Origin of the sequence: Nocardioides kongjuensis (assembly GCF_013409625.1) — a bacterium.
Taxonomy (GTDB): Bacteria; Actinomycetota; Actinomycetes; order Propionibacteriales; family Nocardioidaceae; genus Nocardioides; species Nocardioides kongjuensis.
Genome location: NZ_JACCBF010000001.1, coordinates 3,494,660 through 3,513,712, shown reverse-complemented (window position 1 = coordinate 3,513,712; position 19,053 = coordinate 3,494,660). Strand labels below are relative to the sequence as shown.

Here is a 19,053-nt window from a genome sequence, read left to right as displayed (position 1 = left end):
TCTCCTCAGTAGTGGGTGTCGGCCGGCACGAGCGCGCCGAACCAGCTGGTGTGGGGGTCGTCCTGGCAGCCGAGCCAGACGACGTCGGACGAGCGGCGGCCGATCTGGTGGAAGGCGCTGTCGTGGAAGAGCAGCGGGCGACGGTCGGTGCTCACGACGTCGACCACCTCGCCGAGGAACAGCAGGTGGTCGCCGCCGTCGTCGGTGCGGTGCGCGCGGCAGGTGATGGTGGCCGCCGTGCCGCGCAGGGACGGTGCGACCGAGCCGTCGCACCAGGGCAGCGGGTCCGCGCTCGGGCGGCCCGCGAAGTGCATCGCCACGTCGACCTGGTCGGCGGCGAGCACGTTGACGGCGAAGGACGCGCCGTCGAGGTAGGCGGCCGCCCTCGACGTCCGGGTCAGCGCCACCTGGACCAGCGGCGGGTCCAGGGAGATCGGGGTGAAGGCGGTGACGGTCGCGCCGTGGTGGGTGCCGTCGGGGGTACGGCAGGTGATGACGGTGACGCCGGTCGCGAAGCGACCGAAGGTCGAGCGCAGCGTGCGCGGGTCCATGACTCCTCCTCGTCGTTCGAGACCTCCCGTCGTCCGGGGTGGGTCGGGTGGACGGGGACGCTAGGCCGGTGCGACGTCCGGGGCGATCCGCTGCGCGAAGGGACTGTCCGCAATGCGCAGCGGGGTGGATCGGGTGCGTTTTGCGGACAAGGTTGCGCAGGTACTGTGATGGGCGTCACCGAGAAGGGGGTGAGCAGCGTGACCGGCACCCTGACCGCGTCGTCCCACGAGCTGGGCGACTTCTCCGACGCCGTCGCACGCGCCTACTTCCCCCACGAGCTGGCGATCAAGCGGAGCCCGGCCGGTCCCGCCGACCTGCGCGCCGTCGACCTCGGGCCCGTGCGCCTGGCCCGGATCGGCTGGGGCTCGGAGGTCGCCGTCGAGTCCGACCACCCGGGGGCGTGGGCGGTCAACGTCCCGCGCAGCGGCGTGCTCGAGGCCACCGTCGGCGGCCACCACGTGCTGTCCCTCGACGGGCAGGCGACGGTCTGCCCGCCCGACGAGCACACCCGGATGACCCGCTGGTCGGCCGACTGCTCGATCGTCGGGATGCGGGTCGAGCGGGCCTACCTCGCCGAGGAGGTCACCGCCCTCGTCGGGCTCACCACCGATCGGCTGCCCGCCCAGGTCGACCTGCGCACCGACGGCGGCCGGGCCTGGATCGGGCTGCTCGGCTCGATCGGCACCGAGGCGCTGCGCAACCCGGTCCTCGTCCGCGATGCACGGGTCGGGCGGCGCCTCGCCGGCACCCTCACCGCCGCCTTCGTCGCCGCCTGCTTCCCCGAGGAGCCGGGCTGCGGCACCATCCGGCCGCGGATCGTCTCGCGCGTGGTCGAGGCGATGGAGGCCGACCCGGCGCGCGACTGGACCGCCGCCGAGCTCGCCGCCGCGTCCGGGGTCGGGATCCGCCGGCTGCAGCAGGGCTTCCAGCGCTACCTCGGCCGCACGCCGACCCAGCAGCTGCTCGCCATCCGCCTCGAGCGGGTGCATGCCGACCTGCTCGCGGGCGGCGCCGACAGCGTCTCCGACGTCGCCACCCGCTGGGGGTTCGCCCACCTCGGCCGGTTCGCGGCCTCCTACCGGGAGCGCTACGGCGTGGCGCCGTCCGTCACCCTGCGCGGGCGGTAGGGCTGCGCTCGAGGGCCGCGAGGGCGCCCGCCACCACGCAGATCACCGCCATCGTCAAGCCGGTGGCGCGGAAGGCGGCCGCGTCGCCGCCGTACGTCTCCAGCAGGGCGACGGTGACGGCGGAGCCGACCGAGAACCCGAGGTAGCGCAGCAGCTGGTTGAACGCCATCGCGCTGCTCGTCTCCTCGGCGGCGACGTTCGGCACGATCAGCATCGCCATCGAGGAGAAGGTGAGGCCGCCACCCAGGCCGCCGACGGCCATGGCGAGGAAGGTCTGCCACACCGCGTCGTGCCAGGCGAGGAGGATCAGCAGGGACGAGCCGAACACCAGGCAGCCGACGGGGAGCAGCAGCCGGGTCCCGACCCCGCGGGCCATGACGAGCGCGACCCGGTTGGACGCGATGCTGGCGACGGCGTACGGGACCAGGGCCAGACCGCTCACCGCGACACCGGCGTGCAGGCCGAACCCGGCGGACCCGTCGGCCTGGATCACGACGACGACCAGGGTGAACAGCCCGTAGAGGCTGATGCTGATCGCGACCGTGACGGCGTTCGGGGCCCGGACGCCACGGCGTGTCGCGATCCGCAGGTCCACGAGCGAGGGGCGGCCGCGCCGGGTCCGCTCGACGCTCCACCTGACCCAGGCCAGCACGAGCAGAACTCCTCCGCCGCCGGCGAGCAGGGTCGGCGAGGCCGTCCAGCCCCACCGCTCGCCCTGGCTCACGGCCAGCAGCACGCCGAGCGTGCCGGTGCACAGCAGCGTCGCGCCGACGACGTCCACCGGCTGACGTGCGTCGTCCGGCGCGGACGGCAGGTGGCGCAGCGCGAGGAGGGTCGCGGTGCCGATCAGGACGGCACCGAACGCGTAGGCGCCGCCGATCCCGAGGCGGTCGGCGACGAGCGAGGACACCGGGTAGCCGAGACCCGCGCCGCTCACGGTCGCCACCGACAGCAGTGCCAGCCGGGACAGGAGGTCCGGACCGGACCACAGGTCCCTCGCGACGGCGAAGGCGAGCGGGGCCAGGGCCATGCCGACGCCCTGCAGCGCCCGGCCCGCGATCATCGGTCCGATGCCGAGGGGGAGGGCGCTCAGCACCGTCCCGGTGAGCACGACACCCAGTCCCGCGAGCAGGACGGGACGGCGCCACCGCCCGGTCCCCAACCGGCCGAGCACGGGCGTCACGACGGCGCCGGCGAGCAGGGCGGCCGTGAGCACCCATTGGGCGGTGGACAGCGGCACGTGCTGCTCCGCGGCGACCACCGGCACGAGCGGAGCGCCGAGGCTGCTGACCACGCCGGTGACCACGGTGATCGCGGCCAGGGTCGCGAACTGTGCGCGGGTCCCCTCGGTGGTGGTCGTGGTCGGCACGCTGTGATGGTCCCAGCCCGTCGGTCCGGCTCCCCGTCCACTTCCACCGGGCGGGACCGGAGTGGGTCAGGTCGTGCTGCGGGCCTTGGCCGCGCGGCGCTCGAGCAGGGTCCGCTCGTCGCCGTTGCGGGTACGACGGGCCGCCTCCTCGAACTCCTCGGCGGCCTCCGCGTGCCGGCCGGCCCGCTCGAGCAGGTCGCCGCGCACGCTCGGCAGCAGCGGCGAGTCGCGCAGCACGTCGGCCGGGAGCGCCGCGAGGACGGCGAGGCCGGCGTCCGGCCCGGCTGCGCGGCCGTGGGCCACGGCGCGGTTGACCTCGACGACCGGGCCGGGAGCGGCGGCGGCCAGGACGTCGTACAGACGGGCGATGCGGGGCCAGTCGGTGGCGGCAGCGGTGGTGGCCTTCGCGTGCTCGGCGGCGATCGCGGCCTGCAGGTAGTAGCGGCCGATCGGCACCCCGCGTGCGGCGATCTCCTCGGCCCGGCGCAGCGCGGCGAGGCCGCGACGGACCAGCAGCGCGTCCCAGCGGGTGCGGTCCTGGTCGTCGAGGAGCACCGGGGCGCCGTCGGCGTCGGTGCGCGCCGGGAGCCGCGAGCCCTGCAGCTCGAGCAGGGCCTGCAGCCCGTGGACCTCGGGCTCGTCGGGCGCGATGCCCGCGAGCAGCCGGGCCAGCCGGATGCCCTCCTGGGCCAGGTCGGGGCGGGTCCAGTCGTCACCCGCCGTGGCGACGTACCCCTCCGTGAAGACGAGGTAGACCACCGCCATCACGTCGTCGAGGCGCTGGGTGCGCTCGGCGCCGGTCGGCAGCTCGAGCTCGGCGCCGGCCTCGGTGAGCGTCTTCTTCGCCCGTGAGATCCGCTGGCCCATCGTCGTGCTCGGCACGAGGAAGCCGCGGGCGATCTCGTCGGTGGTGAGGCCACCGACCAGCCGCAGGGTGAGCGCGGCACGGGACTCGGGGGTCAGCGCCGGGTGGCAGCACAGGAAGACCAGTCGCAGGACGTCGTCCTCGATGTGGTCGACCTGGGACTCCAGGTCGGGCATCGGGCTCACCTCCTCCGCGGCATGGCCGAGCTCCTCGGTCTTGCGGCGCAGCGTCTCGGCCCGCCGGATGTGGTCGATGCCGCGGCGCTTGGCGGTGGTCATCAGCCAGGCGCCGGGGTTGTCGGGTACGCCGGTCGACGGCCACTGCTCGAGGGCGGCGACCAGCGCGTCCTGCGCGAGGTCCTCGGCCAGGTCGACGTCCCGGGTCATCCGGGCGAGCGCGCCGACCAGCCGGGCCGACTCCTGCCGCCAGGTGGCGGTGATCGTGTCGGCGGTGGTGGCGTCGGCCATGCGGCCAGCCTAGGGCCGGCCGCACGGCAGCGACGTCGGTGCGGGGTGGTGCTCAGGCGTCGGCGGCCTCGGGCGGCGCGTCCGAGATCTGCCGCAGGGTCGCGACCATCTTGCACTCGGGCCAGTACTTGGCGTGCAGGTCGGCGAACTCCTGCTGCTTCTCGATCGCCTGCTCGAGGCTGTCGTACTGCAGCAGCGCCCAGCCGCCCACGGCCTCGCGAGCCTCGGCGTACGGGCCGTCGACCCGGGTGACCTCGCCGGTGCGGACCACGAAGTTGATCGCGTCCTCGAGCCCGAACAGCCCGCCGCCGTCGAGGAAGTGACCCTTCTGGGCCTGCTCCCCGATGTAGGCGTCCATCGCGTCGAACAGCGCCTGCGGCGGGTTGCCCTGTCCCTCTTCCATCCGCACGAGTCCCATGAAACGCGGCATCTTGATCAGTCCTTCGGTTCGTTGGTGGTGACTTCCGAACCTACGTCGAACGGACGGCCGCGGCTTCGACATGGGTGTCGAGGAATTTTTCTGCGGGGTGGTCCGAGGGCGCTGTAACACGTTGGTGGCCGCTGTGGCAGCCCTCGGGCCGCTGTAACACGTGGTCCGCTCACCTACCAGCCCGAAGACCACCCGGATCGGGGCCTGCACGGGGCTGGTACAGGTGACATGGGGCTGCTAGAGCAGCGGACCACGTGTTACAGCGGAGACCCGGCGGCCACAGCAGCGAACCACGTGTTACAGCCGGACCGGGCTACACGTTGCGCCGGTACTGCCCACCCACCTCGAAGAACGCCTCGGTGACCTGACCGAGCGAGCACACCCGGGCAGCGTCCATGAGTACGGCGAAGATGTTCTCGCCGCTCGTGGCGGCCTCGCGCAGGCGGGCGAGCGCGGCGGTGGCGTCGTCGGCGTGGCGGGACTGGAAGTCGCGGAGCCGGGTCAGCTGGGACTCCTTCTCCTCCGTGGTGGCGCGGGCCAGCTCGATCTCGTCGGGAGTGCCGTCGCCGGCGTCGGGGGCGCGGAAGGTGTTGACCCCGATGATCGGCAGCGTGCCGTCGTGCTTGCGGTGCTCGTAGAGCATCGACTCGTCCTGGATCCGGCCGCGCTGGTAGCCGGTCTCCATCGCGCCGAGGACGCCGCCGCGCTCGGAGATCCGGTCGAACTCGGCGAGGACGGCGGTCTCGACCAGGTCGGTGAGCTCGTCGACGACGTACGAGCCCTGGAGCGGGTTCTCGTTGGAGGCCAGGCCCCACTCGCGGTTGATGATCAGCTGGATGGCCAGCGCCCGGCGCACCGACTCGGTCGACGGGGTGGTGACCGCCTCGTCGTAGGCGTTGGTGTGCAGCGAGTTCGCGTTGTCGTAGATCGCGATCAGCGCCTGCAGCGTGGTGCGGATGTCGTTGAAGTCCATCTCCTGCGCGTGCAGCGAGCGGCCGGAGGTCTGCACGTGGTACTTCAGCTTCTGGGAGCGCTCGTTGGCGCCGTACCGGTCGCGCATCGCGATCGCCCAGATCCGACGGGCCACCCGGCCGATCACGGTGTACTCGGGGTCCATGCCGTTGGAGAAGAAGAACGACAGGTTGGGCGCGAAGTCGTCGATGTCCATGCCGCGGGCGAGGTACGACTCGACGTACGTGAAGCCGTTGGCGAGGGTGAACGCGAGCTGGCTGATCGGGTTCGCCCCGGCCTCGGCGATGTGGTAGCCGGAGATCGAGACCGAGTAGAAGTTGCGGACCTGCTGCTGGATGAACCACTCCTGGATGTCCGCCATGCAGCGCAGCGAGAACTCCGTGGAGAACAGGCAGGTGTTCTGCCCCTGGTCCTCCTTGAGGATGTCGGCCTGGACGGTGCCGCGGATCGACTTGATCGCCTCGTACGGGTCGATGCCCCGCTCGCGGGCCTGGTCCATCGCGGTGTTGAGGTAGAACGCCAGCACCGTCGGGGCGGGGCCGTTGATCGTCATCGACACCGAGGTCGTCGGCGAGAGCAGGTCGAAGCCGTCGTAGAGCGCCTTCATGTCCTCGAGCGTCGCGACGGAGACGCCGGACGTGCCGACCTTGCCGTAGATGTCGGGACGCTCGTCGGGGTCGCGGCCGTAGAGCGTCACCGAGTCGAAGGCGGTCGACAGGCGGGTCGCCGGCTGGCCCTCGGAGAGCATCCGGAAGCGCTTGTTGGTGCGGAACGGGTCGCCCTCGCCGGCGAACATGCGGGCCGGGTCCTCGTCGGCGCGCTTGAACGGGAAGACCCCGGCGGTGAAGGGGAAGTGGCCCGGGAGGTTCTCCCGGCGCCAGTAGCGGACCAGCTCGCCGTGGTCGGCGAAGCGGGGTACGGCGACCCGCGGCACCCGGTTGCCGGACAGGGACTCGCGGCCCTTGGTCGCGGTGTCCTCGTCGTACTGCGCCACGGTCGCCGGCCACGCCGCCAGCTGGTCGCGCACGTCGAGCGGCAGGTCGTCGTTGGCGCGGGCCGCGGCGGCCGCGAGGTCCTCGATCTCGGCGAGCTCCTCGGCGACCGCGGCGAAGCGCTGCGCGCGGCGGGCCTTCTCGACGAGCACCTCGGTGTCGGCGTGGTAGCTGCGCACGGTCTCGGCGATCTCGGCGAGGTAGCGCACCCGGTCGGCGGGCAGCACGGTCTGGATCCGGGTCGACCTCTTGCCCTCGACCGGCGCGAGCAGGCCCTCGCCGACCGTCAGGCCCTGGCCGGCGAGCAGGCCGCGCAGGTACTGGTAGAGCGCGGTGACGCCGTCGTCGTCGAAGGTGGCGGCCGACGTGCCGAAGACGGGCATGTCGGCGGGCTGCTTGCCGAACGCCTCGCGGTTGCGGACCATCTGGCGACCCACGTCGCGCAGCGCGTCCTCGGCGCCCCGGCGCTCGAACTTGTTGATCGCGACCGCGTCGGCGAAGTCGAGCATGTCGATCTTCTCCAGCTGCGACGCGGCACCGAACTCGGGCGTCATCACGTACAGCGAGGTGTCGACGAAGGGCACGATCGCCGCGTCGCCCTGGCCGATGCCGGGGGTCTCGACGACGACGAGGTCGAAGCCGGCGGACTTGATGACCGTGAGCACGTCGTCGAGGTGCTCGGGCACCTCGTGCGCGCCGCGGGTGGCGAGGCTGCGGAAGTAGACCTGGTTGCGGTCCAGGCCGTGGCCGGTCAGGTCGAGGCTGTTCATCCGGATCCGGTCGCCGAGCAGCGCGCCGCCGCCCTTGCGCCGGGTCGGGTCGACGGCGAGCACCGCGACCCGGACCTTGTCCTGCTGGTCGACGCGCAGACGTCGGACCAGCTCGTCGGTGAGGCTGGACTTGCCGGAGCCGCCGGTGCCGGTGATCCCGAGGACGGGTACGGCGTGCGCGGCCGCCGCCGCGGAGAGCTGGTCGAGCAGCGCCCGGTCGAGCCGGCCGAGCTCGGCGCCGGTGATGGCGCGCGCGAGGGCCGCGCGGTCGCCGCTGAGGACCTGCTCGGCGGTGACGCTGCCGGTCTCCCACAGGTCGGTGTCGCACGCCTCGACGACGGTGTTGACCATGCCCGGCAGGCCGAGCCGCTGGCCGTCCTCGGGGGAGAAGATGGTGACGCCCGACTCGCGCAGCCGGTTGATCTCGTCGTGGACGATGACGCCGCCACCGCCGCCGACGACCTTGATGTGGCCCGCACCGCGCTCGCGGAGCAGCTGGGTGAGGTACTCGAAGTACTCGACGTGGCCGCCCTGGTACGACGACACGGCGATGCCCTGCACGTCCTCCTCGATCGCGGCCTCGATCACCTCGGCGACCGAGCGGTTGTGCCCGAGGTGGATCACCTCGCAGCCCTGGCTCTGGAAGATCCGCCGCATGATGTTGATCGAGGCGTCGTGGCCGTCGAACAGGCTGGACGCCGTCACCAGGCGGACGGGGTGCTGCGGGACGTGCAGGGCGTGCTCGGGCATCGATCCTCCAAACTCCTTGGATCTCCGATAGTAGGACGTCCAAGCAATCTGGAAAAGTCCCGGCCTGCCCTCGGACTCGATCCGCCGGTGGGTGGCGCGTAGTAGCCAGCCACCGGCGGATCGAGGCTAAGGTCTGGCGCATGCCTGAGTCCCGCCTGCCGTTCGACCCGATCGACCGTGCCGGCGACCTCTGGGAGGAGCACTTCGGCGACGCGACGGCGATGCGGCTGGCCACCTCGGTGATGCGGGTCCAGCAGCTGATGATCGGTGCGCTCGACGCCGCGCTGAAGCCGTTCGGGCTGACCTTCTCCCGCTACGAGGTCCTCGTGCTGCTGCTGTTCAGCCAGCACGGCTCGCTGCCGCTGAGCAAGATCGGCGAGCGGCTGATGGTCCACCCCACGTCGGTCACCAGCGCGATCGACCGCCTCGAGGCCCAGGGGTACGTCGTCCGCGTGCCCGACGAGGCCGACCGTCGCCGTACCCTCGCCCGGCTGACCCCCGAGGGCCGCTCCACCGTGCGCCGGGCCACCAAGGCGGTCACCGCGATCGACTTCGCGGTGACCGGCCTCAGTGGTGACCAGCAGGCCGATGCCTACGACCTGCTGCGCCAGGTCCGGCAGGCCTCGGGCGACTTCGCCGGCTGACCTACTTCTTCGACCTGCTCTGGCTCACCTGGGTGGTCACGGTGACCTGCGGTGCGCCCGATCCGGCTGCCGTGTTCTTCACGACGAAGGTCATCTTGCCCGGCACCAGCTTGGTCACCTTGATGACCAGGTAGGTCGAGCCGCGCTTGGTCTTGATCTTGAGCGGGTGGCCCTTGGTCGCGACGACCCGGCCGTGGCGCTTGATCTTGACCTTCTTGACCTGGAACGCGTCGAGCGGGCTGGTCCAGGTCAGGGTCAGCTGCGCGGAGCGCGACTTCCGCTTGATCTTCACGCCGTGGTGCTTCGTGCCACCCGCCGCGACGGTGTCGACGAACGTCTTCGGCGGTGACTGGCAGGTCAGCCGCGTCTGGATCTCGTTCATCACCGGCTGCAGGGCCTGCGCGTCCGGGAGGGCGAAGTACTGGCCTCCGGTGTCGGCGGCGATCTGCTGGAGCCGGGCCTGGTCCTCGGCCGCAGCGAGTCCGGGGCTGAAGCCGATGACGTACGTCGGCGTCTGGGCCTGCGGGGCGGGGTTGAGGTGGGTGTTGAGGTAGTCCCCGCTGTTGTGGCCGCCGTCGGTCAGGAAGATCCGGACCGAGGCGCCCGGGTTGACCGCACGTGCCGAGTCGAAGGCGAGGTTGTAGTCCGTGCCGCCGTTGTCGGCCTGGACCAGCGTGTCGAGCGAGGCCTTCATCGCCGCCGCGTTCGGCCCGACGGCCGCCGGGGCGAAGACGTTGTCCTCGACCGACCCGAACTCGGTCGCCCCGAGGATCCGCGAGGGCGCCAGTGCGTCGATGAGCAGGTTCATCGCCTGGACCCGGAGCCGGTCCGGGTCGGTCCCCGACATGGACCCGGAGTCATCGATGATGGCCTGGATGTTGGCGGCCGGTGCGCACGCCGCGGCTCTTGCCGCTGGCGCAGCGGTTGCTGTCGCCGCGCCGACGAGGCTCGTCGCGACGAGCCCTCCTGCCAGTGCCCATGCCACACCTGAGGTGGGAATGCCCATGTCCGTCCCCTTCTCTCGACCGTCTGGGCATCGTCCATCGGGACGCCTGCGCCGGGCATACCCCATTTTGGGTATCCGGCATGTCGGGTGTCCGGCGTCGTCGGGCCGCCGGACTCAGGTCGCGGCCGCGCCCTCGACCACGCTCTCCACGCGCCAGCGACGGCGCAGCTCGGCCGGCGAGCTCCCGAACCGCTTCTTGGACATCCTGCTGAAGTGAGCCGGGTCGGTGATGCCCCGCCGTTCGGCGATCTGCTCGCCAGCAGCTGAACCGCACCGACCCGTCGTGCGCCCCGTGGCGGCGCGGCGCCCCCTTTCGAGGGTGCCGCGTCGCCACGGCGGCGAGGAGAGTGAGCACCATGAGCACCACCCTGCGTACCGCCCGTGACCTGCTGCGCGACCTCCGCGCCGATCACGCCGAGGCCGTCGCCCGCTTCCAGTGGCCCGACGTGGGTCCCACCTTCAACTTCGTCCACGACTGGTTCGACTCGTTCGCGCGCGACAACGACCAGCCCGGGCTGGTGATCGTCGAGGAGGACGGCCGACGGGCGTCGTACTCCTTCGGTGAGCTGGTCACCCGTTCCGAGCAGGTCGCCGCGCTCCTCACCGAGCAGGGGATCGGCCGGGGCGACAGCGTCGTCGTGATGCTCGGCAACCAGGTCGAGCTGTGGGAGTCGATGCTCGCGCTGATCCGACTGGGCGCGGTGATCATGCCGACGACCACCGCCGTCGGCCCGGCCGAGCTCGTCGACCGGCTCGGCCGCGGGAACGCCCGCGCGGTGATCTGCAACGCCGCCGACACGGCCAAGTTCGACGAGGTCCCCGGTTCGTACGTGCGGATCGCCGTGGGCTCCGCCGACGGCTGGTCGTCCTACGCGACGGCGTACGAGTCGGTCGCCACACCCGTCCCGCACCCGGGGAACGCGAGCACCGACCGGCTGCTCCTCTACTTCACCTCCGGCACCACCTCGCGGCCCAAGCTGGTCGAGCACACCCACGTGTCGTACCCGGTCGGCCACCTGTCCACGATGTACTGGCTCGGCCTGCAGCCGGGCGACGTGCACCTCAACATCTCCAGCCCCGGCTGGGCGAAGCACGCCTGGTCGAACTTCTTCGCCCCGTGGCTCGCCGAGGCCACGGTGTTCGTCTACAACTACGCGCGCTTCGACGCCGCCGCCCTGCTGGGGCAGCTGCGGGCGGAGGGCGTGACCACGTTCTGCGCGCCTCCGACCGTGTGGCGGATGCTGATCAATGCCGACCTGTCCGGTGGACCCGGCGCGCTGCGGGAGGCGATCGCCGCCGGCGAGCCGCTCAACCCCGAGGTGATCAGCCAGGTCGAGAAGCACTGGGGCCGCACCATCCGTGACGGCTTCGGCCAGACCGAGATGACCGCCGCCATCGCCAACACCCCCGGCCAGCCCGTGGTCGCGGGCTCGATGGGCCGGCCGCTTCCCGGCGTACCCGTGGTGCTGGTCGACCCGCTCACGGGTGTCGTCGTCGACGGGGTCGGCGAGGGCGAGATCTGCCTGGACCTGTCGGCCGGCAGTGGTGGGCCGTTGACGCTGATGACCGGATACCAGGGCGACCCGCAGAAGAACGCCGAGGCCATGGCCGGCGGCTTCTACCACACCGGTGACGTCGCGGCCCGCGACGAGAACGGCTACATCACCTACATCGGCCGCACCGACGACGTCTTCAAGGCCTCGGACTACAAGATCAGCCCGTTCGAGCTCGAGTCGGTCCTGATCGAGCACCCGGCGGTCGCGGAGGCTGCCGTGGTGCCCGCACCCGATGCGGTGCGGCTGGCAGTGCCGAAGGCCTACGTGGCGCTGGTGCCCGGTCACGAGCCGAGCGCCGAGACGGCCGAGTCGATCCTCCGCTACGCCCGCGAGCACCTCGCCCCGTTCCTGCGGGTACGCCGGCTCGAGTTCTTCGAGCTGCCCAAGACGATCTCCGGCAAGATCCGGCGGGTCGAGCTGCGGCAGCGGGAGAACGAGGTCGAGGGGACTCGGCCGGCCGGCGAGTTCCGCGACGACGACTTCCCGGGGCTCAAGGGCTGAGCCGTCTGGCGCCGCGCCGCTTGCCGACGCCGTTTCTTCCGCCCGCGGCTCGCTCGTCCGGCGTTCATCGACCGCCGGCGCTGTAACACGTGGTTCGCTGTCCTACCAGCCCCATGTCACCTGTAGCGGACCCGTACAGCCCCCCATTCGGGTGGTCAGGCGGATGGTAGGCGGGCGGACCACGTGTTACAGCGCCCGGGACACCGCGCGCGATGGCGCGCACCGACCGCCCGCGCTGTAACACGTCGTTCGCCGTCCTACCAGCCCCATGTCACCTGTAGCGGACCCGCACAGTCCCCCATTTGCGTGGTCAGGCGGATGGTAGGCGGGCGAACCACGTGTTACAGCGCCCGGAGCCACCACCCGCCCCCGCCACACCCTCCGCTCCCCGAGCTCGCCGACCACGTGGCCACCGCCCGCCGGTCGGGTCGTCCAGGAACGGCGGGCGGCACGACGAGACTCAGCCGAATGTCGTACGCGCCCACACGACATGCCGGAGCGAGGCGACGGCCGGACTAGTACGTGTAGAAGCCCCGCCCGGTCTTGCGGCCCAGCAGCCGCGCCTCGACCATCCGGGCGAGCAGCGGCGGGGCGGCGTACAGGGGCTCCTTGAACTCCTCGTACAGCGACTCGGCGACGGCCTTGACGGTGTCGAGGCCGATCAGGTCGGCCAGGGCGAGCGGGCCCTGGGGGTGGGCGGCGCCGAGGACCAGGCCGTGGTCGATGTCCTCCGCGGAGGCGAACCCGGACTCGAACATCCGGATCGCGGAGAGGATGAACGGGATCAGCAGGGCGTTGACGACGAAGCCGGCGCGGTCCTGGCAGTCGATGGCGGTCTTGCCGAGGTCGTCCTGCACGAAGGCGCGGGCGCGCTCGGTGGTGTCGGTGTCGGTCATCAGGGACGGGACCAGCTCGACCAGCTTGAGGACCGGGACCGGGTTGAAGAAGTGCACGCCCAGCACGTGGCTGGGGCGCTTCGTGGCGACGGCCAGCTTCATGATCGGGATGGAGGAGGTGTTCGAGGCGAGGATCGCGTCGGGGCTGGTGACGATCTCGTCGAGGCGGCGGAACAGGTCGGTCTTGGCCTGCTCGTCCTCGACGATGGCCTCGATGACGATGTCGCGGTCGGCGAGGGCGGTGAGGTCGTCGACGACCCGGATCCGCTCGAGGACGGCGGCCGCCGAGTCGATCTTGCCGCGGCTCTCGGCGCGCTTGAGGGAGTTCTCGAGGCGCTGGTGGGCGGCCTCGACCGCCTCGGCGGTGGACTCGACGACGACCACGTCCTTGCCGGCGCGGGCGTTGACCTCCGCGATGCCCGATCCCATCAGGCCGCCGCCGACCACTCCCACACGCTCGATGCTCGTCATCAGGTTCCCCTCGCTCGATTACTAGGACGTCCTAGTAAACGTAAGGGTGACCGGTGAGTAGGACCAGTTCAGGCCAGTACGGCGGCGACCTCGGCCACGAGCGCGGCCGAGGTCCGCTCCACCATCGCCAGCACGGTGCCGAACCCCTCGTCGCCGCCGAAGAAGGGGTCCGGCACCTCCCCGCCTGGCTCCAGCGGGTCGAAGTCGCGGAACAGCCGCACCCGAGCGGGGTCGGCGTCACCCAGGGCGCGCAGGTCGCGCAGGTTGTCGTGGTCCATCGCCAGGACCAGGTCCTGCTCGTCCAGCCAGGAGGCGAGCACCTGCTGGGCGCGGTGCCGGCTGGCGTCGTACCCCTCGGTCGTGAGCAGGGCGGCGGCCCTGCGGTCCATCGGCTCGCCGACGTGCCACGTGCCGGTGCCGGCGCTGATCACCTCGACCCGGTCGTCGAGGCCGGCGTCGGCGACCCGGGCGGCGAGCACGACGTCGGCCATCGGCGAGCGGCAGATGTTGCCGAGGCAGACGAGGGCGACGCGGTACCGCCCCGGGGTGCGGGGTGGGGGAGCGGTGGTCATCAGTCGTCGAAGCCGAGGACCGCGTCGAGGAACCAGGTGGTGACGCTGATGATGATCGAGCCCCACACCGCCGGCCAGAACCCGTCGACGTGGAACCCGATGTCGACCACGTCGGCCAGCCAGGCGGTGAACCGCAGGAGCAGCGCGTTGAGCACGATGAGGAACAGGCCCAGCGTCACCAGGATGAACGGGATCGACAGCAGGGTCAGCAGTGGCTTGACCCACGCGGTGACCGCGCACGAGATCAGCGCGACCAGCAGCAGCGGCAGGATCTTGTCGTCGAGCTCGGCGCGGCCCTCGCTCGCACCCTCGAACCAGATGCCGTCGATCAGCTGCGCGGCCACGGCGAGCGCGGCGGCCGTGATCGCCCAACGGGACAGGAAGGCCAGCATGCGGCCAGTGTGTCATTCCAGGCCGAGCGCCTCGATGATCTCCACCTCGGCGTCGTCGATGTGCTTGCGCAGGAAGGCGTGCGCCCCGTCCGGGCCGTCGATCCGGTCGGCCTCCAGCAGCTCGACCAGGCCCTCGTGCGAGCCGGCCTCGTCGTGCGCGTTGCGGTTGATCCGCTCGACCTGGGCCAGCGCCAGCCTGAGCTCGTCCATCAGCGCCTCGGCCATCTGCACCAGCCGCGGGCTGCCGGTCAGCTCCACGAGCGAGACGTGGAAGGACAGGTGGCGCTCGTTGAGCTCCTCGTACGACGCCTCGCCGCTGCGCACCGCCGCCGTGTAGGCGTCCAGGGTGGTGCGCACCCTCGCTCGCCGTACGGCGTCCGCGGCCGGCCACGCCTGCACGCCCGCGCCCTCGAGCACCCACCGCGCCCGGCACACGTCGCGCACCGACTCGGCCCGCGGCGTCGCGACCATCACGCCGCGGTGCGGCTCCCGGGTCGCCAGCCCTTCGGTCACGAGCACCGTCAGCGCCTCCCGCACGGTCGGCCGCGAGACGCCGAGGGACTCGGCGAGCGCCACCTCCCGCAGTGGCGTGCCGCTCTCCAGGTCGCCCTCGAAGATCGCCCGGCGTACCTCCGCCGCGACCCGGGACACCGTCGACTCGCTCTCCACGCTGAGGGGCGTGAAGGGGTTCCTCGGTGGCGTGGACGCTCCGGCCATCCCCCCATTCTGCAAGCCCGGCTCGTCTAGGGTGAGGCCGTGCCCCCCGAGCTCCCGACCGATGGCCCGTCCCTCGAGGTCGGCGGAGGCCGCGGCCTGCGGGCGGCCGTCGCCGTCGGCGGTGTCGTGCTGGTCCTCGCGATCGTGGCGCTCGCCGCCTTCCTGCTCGTCGGTCGCGACGACGGCGACGCCGCCCCGGCCGGCGACGACACCAGCAGCAGCACGACACCCGGGGCGCCCGCCACGAAGCCGACCCTCGACCTGCCCACGATCGACGCGTCGGACTTCCCCAGCGACCTGCCGACCGAGCCCCTGCCCGACCTGCCGAGCGGCGCGCCGAGCGTCCCGGACCTGCCGACGAAGGTTCCGAGTGGGGTGCCGTCGGGTATCCCGGACGACATCCCGCCGTTCCCCACCGACCCCGCTGACCTGGAGTCGTGGTTCTCCGACTACCTCGAGCAGGTGAACCCCTGATGAGCCAGCACCCCCCGCCGCCGCCGTCCTTCCCGCCGCCCCCGGCAGGCCCGCCCCCCGCAGGCCCGCCCCCGGCGGGCCCGCCGGCGTGGGGTCCGCCCCCGTCCGGGCCGCCCGGCTTCCCCCCGCCGTCGGGCGACAAGGGCAAGGGACTGTGGATCGTGCTCGGCGTCGTCGGCGTGCTCCTCCTCATCGGCATCGCCATCGGCCTGGTCGTCGCCCTCACCGGCGACGACGACAGCGACGGTGACGGCGACCGCGGGGGCGACAGTGCCGCCGCCACACCCGAGGACGTCGTCGAGAGGCTGGTCGCCGCCGCCGAGGACGGCGACTGCGCGGCCGCCGAGAAGCTGCTGACCGAGGACGCCAGGGCGAGCGATCCGTGCGAGTCCGAGGACTTCCGGCTGCTCGCGACCGAGGACGTCGAGTCCGACGTCCACGACGCCAGCATCGACGGCTCCACCGCGAGCGTGCCCGCCGACTTCACCAGCCAGGCCGGCAGCTCGACGTACACCTTCGTGCTCGAGAAGGTCGACGGCGAGTGGCTGGTGGCGTCCTACGACGTCGCCCGCAGCGCGAGCTCCGAGGGCCCGTCCGTCACGGCGCCCACCGACGGCCCGAGCCCCTCCGGCAGCCCCTCCGCGGGCGGGTCCAGCACGGCCGGTGCCGTTCCCGACGAGCCGACCGCCGTGGTCGAGGCCTTCCTCGACTCCGCGTTCGCCGGCGACTGCGCGACCGCGGAGGACCTGGTCACCTCGGCGTACCTCGCCGACGAGGGCAGCTGCGACGCCGCCGAGATCCCGACCGAGCTGGGTGACTCGGTGAAGTGGGACGTCGGCGACGCGACGGTCGACGCCGCCGCCGGTACGGCGACCGTGCCGGTCGAGATCACGATCTACGGCTCGAGCCAGAAGTCCGACTTCGAGCTGGTCCGCGAAGGCGGCCGGTGGAAGATCAGCGACGCGGGCTGACCGGCCCCGCGACGGCCCGATCCCTACTAACCTGACCGCATGAGCCAGCCGCCGTACGGTGCTCCGCCGCCGCCCCCGGGCCCGCCGCCCCCGCCGTACCTCGGCGGCGCACCCGCCTCCTACGGCGGTCCCGCGCTGCCGCCCCCGCCGGTCTCGACCAGGCGGACCATCGGCTTCACGGTGGGTCTGCTGACCACGATCGCGCTGGTGCTGTTCGTGGTGCTGGTCGCGATCATCACCACCACCAACTGAGCCGGGTGCGACGCCCCGGACGCCGCACCCTCCTCGCCCTGGCCGCACTGCCCGTGGTCGTGGCCGTGGTGGCCTCGGTCGTGGTGCTGCTGCGCGGCCCGGCGCCCGAGGACGTCGCGGAGGACTACCTGCGCGCGAGCTGGGACGGCGCCTGGCGCACCGAGTGCTCGCTGGCCACCGAGCAGTGGCGCGACTACCTCTACGAGGGTGAGCCGTACGCCGACTGTGCGGCCTACGCCGAGGCGGCCGCCGCCAGGGCCGAGACGTCAGCCCTCGCGCCGTACCGTGGCGACACCGACGTCGTCGTCACCGTCGAGCCGTTCAGCGAGGGCGACGGACGGGCCCGGGTCACCTACGACGTCGAGCTGCGCTATCACGGCGACGACCACGCCGGGTTCGACGCGATCTGGCAGGGCGCCGGCCCCCACGACCGCGGCACGGTCGAGCTCGTCGAGGTCGACGGCGAGTGGCGCGTGGCCGGCGTCGACGCGGGCTGAGTCACACCACGGTCGCAGCGGGGTTGAGCCCTGCGCCTGCGTGGCATGATGCCCGGCGACCTGCCCGCGCCGCCCAGGAGAGTGTGATGTCCGACCCGAACCAGCCCACCGTCCCTGCCGGTTGGTACCCCGACGGCCAGGGTGGGCAGCGCTGGTGGGACGGCACCCAGTGGACCGAGCACACGCAGCCGCCGGCCGCCGGACCGGCTGCTGACGCCACCGTCATCGCCCCCCGCCCGCCGCAGCAGTTCGGCCAGCCGCAGCAGTTCGGCCAGCCGCAGCAGTTCGGCCAGCCGCAGCAGTTCGGCCAGCCCCAGCAGTTCGGCCAGCCCCAGCAGTTCGGCCAGCCGCAGCAGCTCGGCTGGACCCCGCCACCGAGCCGCGGCGGTGGTGGCAAGAAGCTGGGCCTGGTCCTCGGCGGCGTCGCGGCCGCGTTCGTCGTGCTCCTCCTCGTCGTCGTGGTCCTGGTCAAGGCGGTCGGCGGCGGAGGGCCCGAGGGCGTCGCGACCGACTACCTCGAGGCGAGGGCCGACGGCGACCACGAGGAGTACTGCGAGCTGTCGTCCGAGGACGAGCGCCAGTCCCTGATCGACGCCGCGGACGCCAGCGACTGCGGTGGTTTCGCCGACGCCCAGGCGAAGGACGAGGAGGACGCGACCAAGCAGTACGAGGAGGAGTACGGCCTCTCGCTCGACGACATCCGCGCAGACTTCGACTACGAGTACGAGGTCAAGGACGTCGAGGAGGACGGCGACGAGGCGAGCGTCGAGGTGCGGCAGACGGCCGAGTTCACCGGCGACCAGGAGTTCGTCGACGACGTGCTCGACGGTGACCGCACGGACGAGCGGACCCTGACGGTGAAGCTGGTCAAGGAGGACGGCGACTGGAAGGTCGCGGACGCGGACTCGGACTGATCCCACGTTCCCATGCGCACCTTCACCGCGACCGTCACGGTCCTCCTCGCGACCCTGGTCGCCCCCTTCGCGATCGCCGGCAGCTGGCTGACCGCGCGGGTCGACGACCGCGGCGAGTACGTCGACACGGTCGCCGGACTCGCGCACGACCCGACGGTGCGCCGGGTGCTCGCCGACGCCGCGGCGGACGGTGCGGTCCGTGCGCTGCAGGAGCACATCCCGGTCGGGCTGCCCGAGGCCGTGCGGGAGTGGGCCGACAAGGCCGCGACGATGGTGGTGGAGAGCCCGGAGTTCCCGGCGTTCTGGCGCGATGCGAACGCCGACGTCCACGACCAGGTGCTCGCCGTGCTCCAGGATCCCGACGCGCCCGCGGACGGCTCGATCACCGTCGATGCCGGGCCGTTGGTCCACCTGGTGCTGGGACGGCTCGAGGACCGGGGGATCCCGGTCGGGCTGCTGCCCGACGTCGCGCTGCGGGTCCCCGTGGTGAAGGAGTCGAAGGTCGCAGGGTCGGGGCCGGCGTACCGCGCCGTCGACGGCGTCAGCCGGCTGCTGCCGTTCGTCTGGCTCGGCCTGGCCGCGCTCGTCCTGATCGTGGCGCGCGGCTGGCGGGCCGAGGTGCGTGCGCTCGGCTTCGCCCTGCTCGGTGTCGCGCTCGGCGCCGTCGGCCTGCTGCTCGTGGCCGACCCGCTCGCAGCCGCCGCGCTCGACCGGGTCGCGGTGGAGCGCCGCGAGCTCGCGGGTGTCCTGCTCGACACCGTGATCGGCTCGCTGGAGCCGTACGCGCGCGGCTTCCTGGTCGCTGCTCCGGTCGGCCTGGCCCTGCTGCTCGTCAGCCTCTGGCCGCGGCGCCGGGACGAATCGCCGGTCCCGGAGCCCGAGTACCACTAGGCTCA

19 protein-coding genes are annotated in these 19,053 nt (G+C 72.3%); 9 read left to right on the top strand and 10 right to left on the bottom strand.

Translation table 11 applies throughout. The features are described 5' to 3' along the window. Positions 1 to 5 precede the first annotated feature (5 nt). A complete protein-coding gene (locus tag BJ958_RS16925; protein ID WP_179728093.1) occupies positions 6 to 551 on the bottom strand; it encodes a flavin reductase family protein in 546 nt (181 codons plus the stop codon). Between the two features lie 168 nt (positions 552 to 719). Here BJ958_RS16925 and BJ958_RS16920 point away from each other — a divergent pair, with 168 nt between their 5' ends. Next, positions 720 to 1,679: an AraC family transcriptional regulator gene (locus tag BJ958_RS16920; RefSeq protein WP_179728092.1), complete on the top strand. Its 960-nt coding sequence runs from the start codon at positions 720 to 722 to the stop codon at positions 1,677 to 1,679. On the opposite strand, the gene BJ958_RS16915 is transcribed toward BJ958_RS16920, so the two are convergent. From BJ958_RS16915 to icmF, 4 genes are all read right to left on the bottom strand, one after another. Next, the gene (locus BJ958_RS16915; protein WP_179728091.1) at positions 1,660 to 3,048 is read right to left on the bottom strand and encodes an MFS transporter; all 1,389 of its coding nucleotides are present in this window, start codon (positions 3,046 to 3,048) and stop codon (positions 1,660 to 1,662) included. The two genes, BJ958_RS16920 and BJ958_RS16915, sit on opposite strands and share 20 nt — an antisense overlap. Positions 3,049 to 3,114: 66 nt before the next feature. Continuing rightward, positions 3,115 to 4,380: an RNA polymerase sigma factor gene (locus BJ958_RS16910; RefSeq protein ID WP_179728090.1), complete on the bottom strand. Its 1,266-nt coding sequence runs from the start codon at positions 4,378 to 4,380 to the stop codon at positions 3,115 to 3,117. A gap of 52 nt (positions 4,381 to 4,432) precedes the next feature. Next, positions 4,433 to 4,810 carry a YciI family protein gene (locus BJ958_RS16905; RefSeq protein ID WP_179728089.1) on the bottom strand — a complete coding sequence of 126 codons (378 nt, stop codon included), beginning with the start codon at positions 4,808 to 4,810 and terminating at the stop codon, positions 4,433 to 4,435. Positions 4,811 to 5,123: 313 nt separating this feature from the next. Further along, positions 5,124 to 8,294, bottom strand: a complete 3,171-nt coding sequence (gene icmF, locus BJ958_RS16900; RefSeq protein ID WP_179728088.1) for a fused isobutyryl-CoA mutase/GTPase IcmF — start codon at positions 8,292 to 8,294, stop codon at positions 5,124 to 5,126. Between the two features lie 140 nt (positions 8,295 to 8,434). On the opposite strand from icmF, the gene BJ958_RS16895 reads away from it, so the two are divergent. Continuing rightward, positions 8,435 to 8,938, top strand: a complete 504-nt coding sequence (locus BJ958_RS16895) for a MarR family winged helix-turn-helix transcriptional regulator (protein WP_179728087.1) — start codon at positions 8,435 to 8,437, stop codon at positions 8,936 to 8,938. A 1-nt stretch (position 8,939) separates the two neighbouring features. Here BJ958_RS16895 and BJ958_RS16890 read toward each other — a convergent pair whose 3' ends face one another. Beyond that, positions 8,940 to 9,944 (bottom strand): vWA domain-containing protein, encoded by a 1,005-nt coding sequence (locus tag BJ958_RS16890; RefSeq protein WP_281367187.1) that lies wholly within the window; start codon positions 9,942 to 9,944, stop codon positions 8,940 to 8,942. 356 nt (positions 9,945 to 10,300) lie between these two features. Between BJ958_RS16890 and BJ958_RS16885 the strand changes: the two genes are divergently transcribed. Beyond that, positions 10,301 to 12,001: an AMP-binding protein gene (locus BJ958_RS16885; protein WP_179728085.1), complete on the top strand. Its 1,701-nt coding sequence runs from the start codon at positions 10,301 to 10,303 to the stop codon at positions 11,999 to 12,001. A gap of 515 nt (positions 12,002 to 12,516) precedes the next feature. Here the strand turns inward: BJ958_RS16885 and BJ958_RS16880 are convergent. From BJ958_RS16880 to BJ958_RS16865, 4 genes are all read right to left on the bottom strand, one after another. After that, entirely contained in the window at positions 12,517 to 13,359 is an 843-nt protein-coding gene (locus BJ958_RS16880) for a 3-hydroxybutyryl-CoA dehydrogenase (RefSeq protein ID WP_425489797.1), read from the bottom strand. 77 nt (positions 13,360 to 13,436) lie between these two features. Next, positions 13,437 to 13,940, bottom strand: coding sequence for a low molecular weight protein-tyrosine-phosphatase (locus tag BJ958_RS16875; RefSeq protein ID WP_179728084.1), 504 nt, complete (start codon positions 13,938 to 13,940; stop codon positions 13,437 to 13,439). Next, the gene (locus BJ958_RS16870; protein ID WP_179728083.1) at positions 13,940 to 14,332 is read right to left on the bottom strand and encodes a phage holin family protein; all 393 of its coding nucleotides are present in this window, start codon (positions 14,330 to 14,332) and stop codon (positions 13,940 to 13,942) included. The genes BJ958_RS16875 and BJ958_RS16870 overlap by 1 nt, the downstream gene beginning before the upstream one ends. Positions 14,333 to 14,344: 12 nt before the next feature. After that, the gene (locus tag BJ958_RS16865) at positions 14,345 to 15,049 is read right to left on the bottom strand and encodes a GntR family transcriptional regulator (protein WP_179728082.1); all 705 of its coding nucleotides are present in this window, start codon (positions 15,047 to 15,049) and stop codon (positions 14,345 to 14,347) included. 39 nt (positions 15,050 to 15,088) lie between these two features. Here BJ958_RS16865 and BJ958_RS16860 point away from each other — a divergent pair, with 39 nt between their 5' ends. The 6 genes from BJ958_RS16860 (at position 15,089) to BJ958_RS16835 (ending at position 19,048) form a co-directional block, all read left to right on the top strand. Further along, complete coding sequence (locus BJ958_RS16860) at positions 15,089 to 15,523, top strand: hypothetical protein (RefSeq protein ID WP_179728081.1); 435 nt, start codon at positions 15,089 to 15,091, stop codon at positions 15,521 to 15,523. Further along, on the top strand, positions 15,523 to 16,494 hold the full coding sequence (locus BJ958_RS16855) for an MTB12 C-terminal domain-containing protein (RefSeq protein WP_179728080.1): 972 nt from the start codon (positions 15,523 to 15,525) through the stop codon (positions 16,492 to 16,494). The genes BJ958_RS16860 and BJ958_RS16855 overlap by 1 nt, the downstream gene beginning before the upstream one ends. 39 nt (positions 16,495 to 16,533) lie before the next feature. Next, positions 16,534 to 16,746 (top strand): hypothetical protein, encoded by a 213-nt coding sequence (locus tag BJ958_RS16850; protein ID WP_179728079.1) that lies wholly within the window; start codon positions 16,534 to 16,536, stop codon positions 16,744 to 16,746. A gap of 5 nt (positions 16,747 to 16,751) precedes the next feature. After that, entirely contained in the window at positions 16,752 to 17,243 is a 492-nt protein-coding gene (locus BJ958_RS16845) for a hypothetical protein (protein WP_179728078.1), read from the top strand. 86 nt (positions 17,244 to 17,329) lie between these two features. Next, a complete protein-coding gene (locus tag BJ958_RS16840) occupies positions 17,330 to 18,157 on the top strand; it encodes a DUF2510 domain-containing protein (protein ID WP_179728077.1) in 828 nt (275 codons plus the stop codon). A gap of 12 nt (positions 18,158 to 18,169) precedes the next feature. Beyond that, positions 18,170 to 19,048 carry a hypothetical protein gene (locus BJ958_RS16835; RefSeq protein WP_179728076.1) on the top strand — a complete coding sequence of 293 codons (879 nt, stop codon included), beginning with the start codon at positions 18,170 to 18,172 and terminating at the stop codon, positions 19,046 to 19,048. The last annotated feature ends 5 nt before the right edge of the window (positions 19,049 to 19,053 follow it).

What these genes read in the sequence shown, in the direction of transcription:
- BJ958_RS16925 (WP_179728093.1), bottom strand. Translation starts at nt 551, where the DNA reads ATGGACCCGCGCACGCTGCGCTCGACCTTCGGTCGCTTCGCGACCGGC.
- BJ958_RS16920 (WP_179728092.1), top strand. Translation starts at nt 720, where the DNA reads ATGGGCGTCACCGAGAAGGGGGTGAGCAGCGTGACCGGCACCCTGACC.
- BJ958_RS16910 (WP_179728090.1), bottom strand. Translation starts at nt 4,380, where the DNA reads ATGGCCGACGCCACCACCGCCGACACGATCACCGCCACCTGGCGGCAG.
- BJ958_RS16905 (WP_179728089.1), bottom strand. Translation starts at nt 4,810, where the DNA reads ATGCCGCGTTTCATGGGACTCGTGCGGATGGAAGAGGGACAGGGCAAC.
- icmF (WP_179728088.1), bottom strand. Translation starts at nt 8,294, where the DNA reads ATGCCCGAGCACGCCCTGCACGTCCCGCAGCACCCCGTCCGCCTGGTG.
- BJ958_RS16895 (WP_179728087.1), top strand. Translation starts at nt 8,435, where the DNA reads ATGCCTGAGTCCCGCCTGCCGTTCGACCCGATCGACCGTGCCGGCGAC.
- BJ958_RS16890 (WP_281367187.1), bottom strand. Translation starts at nt 9,944, where the DNA reads ATGGGCATTCCCACCTCAGGTGTGGCATGGGCACTGGCAGGAGGGCTC.
- BJ958_RS16885 (WP_179728085.1), top strand. Translation starts at nt 10,301, where the DNA reads ATGAGCACCACCCTGCGTACCGCCCGTGACCTGCTGCGCGACCTCCGC.
- BJ958_RS16875 (WP_179728084.1), bottom strand. Translation starts at nt 13,940, where the DNA reads ATGACCACCGCTCCCCCACCCCGCACCCCGGGGCGGTACCGCGTCGCC.
- BJ958_RS16870 (WP_179728083.1), bottom strand. Translation starts at nt 14,332, where the DNA reads ATGCTGGCCTTCCTGTCCCGTTGGGCGATCACGGCCGCCGCGCTCGCC.
- BJ958_RS16865 (WP_179728082.1), bottom strand. Translation starts at nt 15,049, where the DNA reads ATGGCCGGAGCGTCCACGCCACCGAGGAACCCCTTCACGCCCCTCAGC.
- BJ958_RS16855 (WP_179728080.1), top strand. Translation starts at nt 15,523, where the DNA reads ATGAGCCAGCACCCCCCGCCGCCGCCGTCCTTCCCGCCGCCCCCGGCA.
- BJ958_RS16850 (WP_179728079.1), top strand. Translation starts at nt 16,534, where the DNA reads ATGAGCCAGCCGCCGTACGGTGCTCCGCCGCCGCCCCCGGGCCCGCCG.
- BJ958_RS16840 (WP_179728077.1), top strand. Translation starts at nt 17,330, where the DNA reads ATGTCCGACCCGAACCAGCCCACCGTCCCTGCCGGTTGGTACCCCGAC.
- BJ958_RS16835 (WP_179728076.1), top strand. Translation starts at nt 18,170, where the DNA reads ATGCGCACCTTCACCGCGACCGTCACGGTCCTCCTCGCGACCCTGGTC.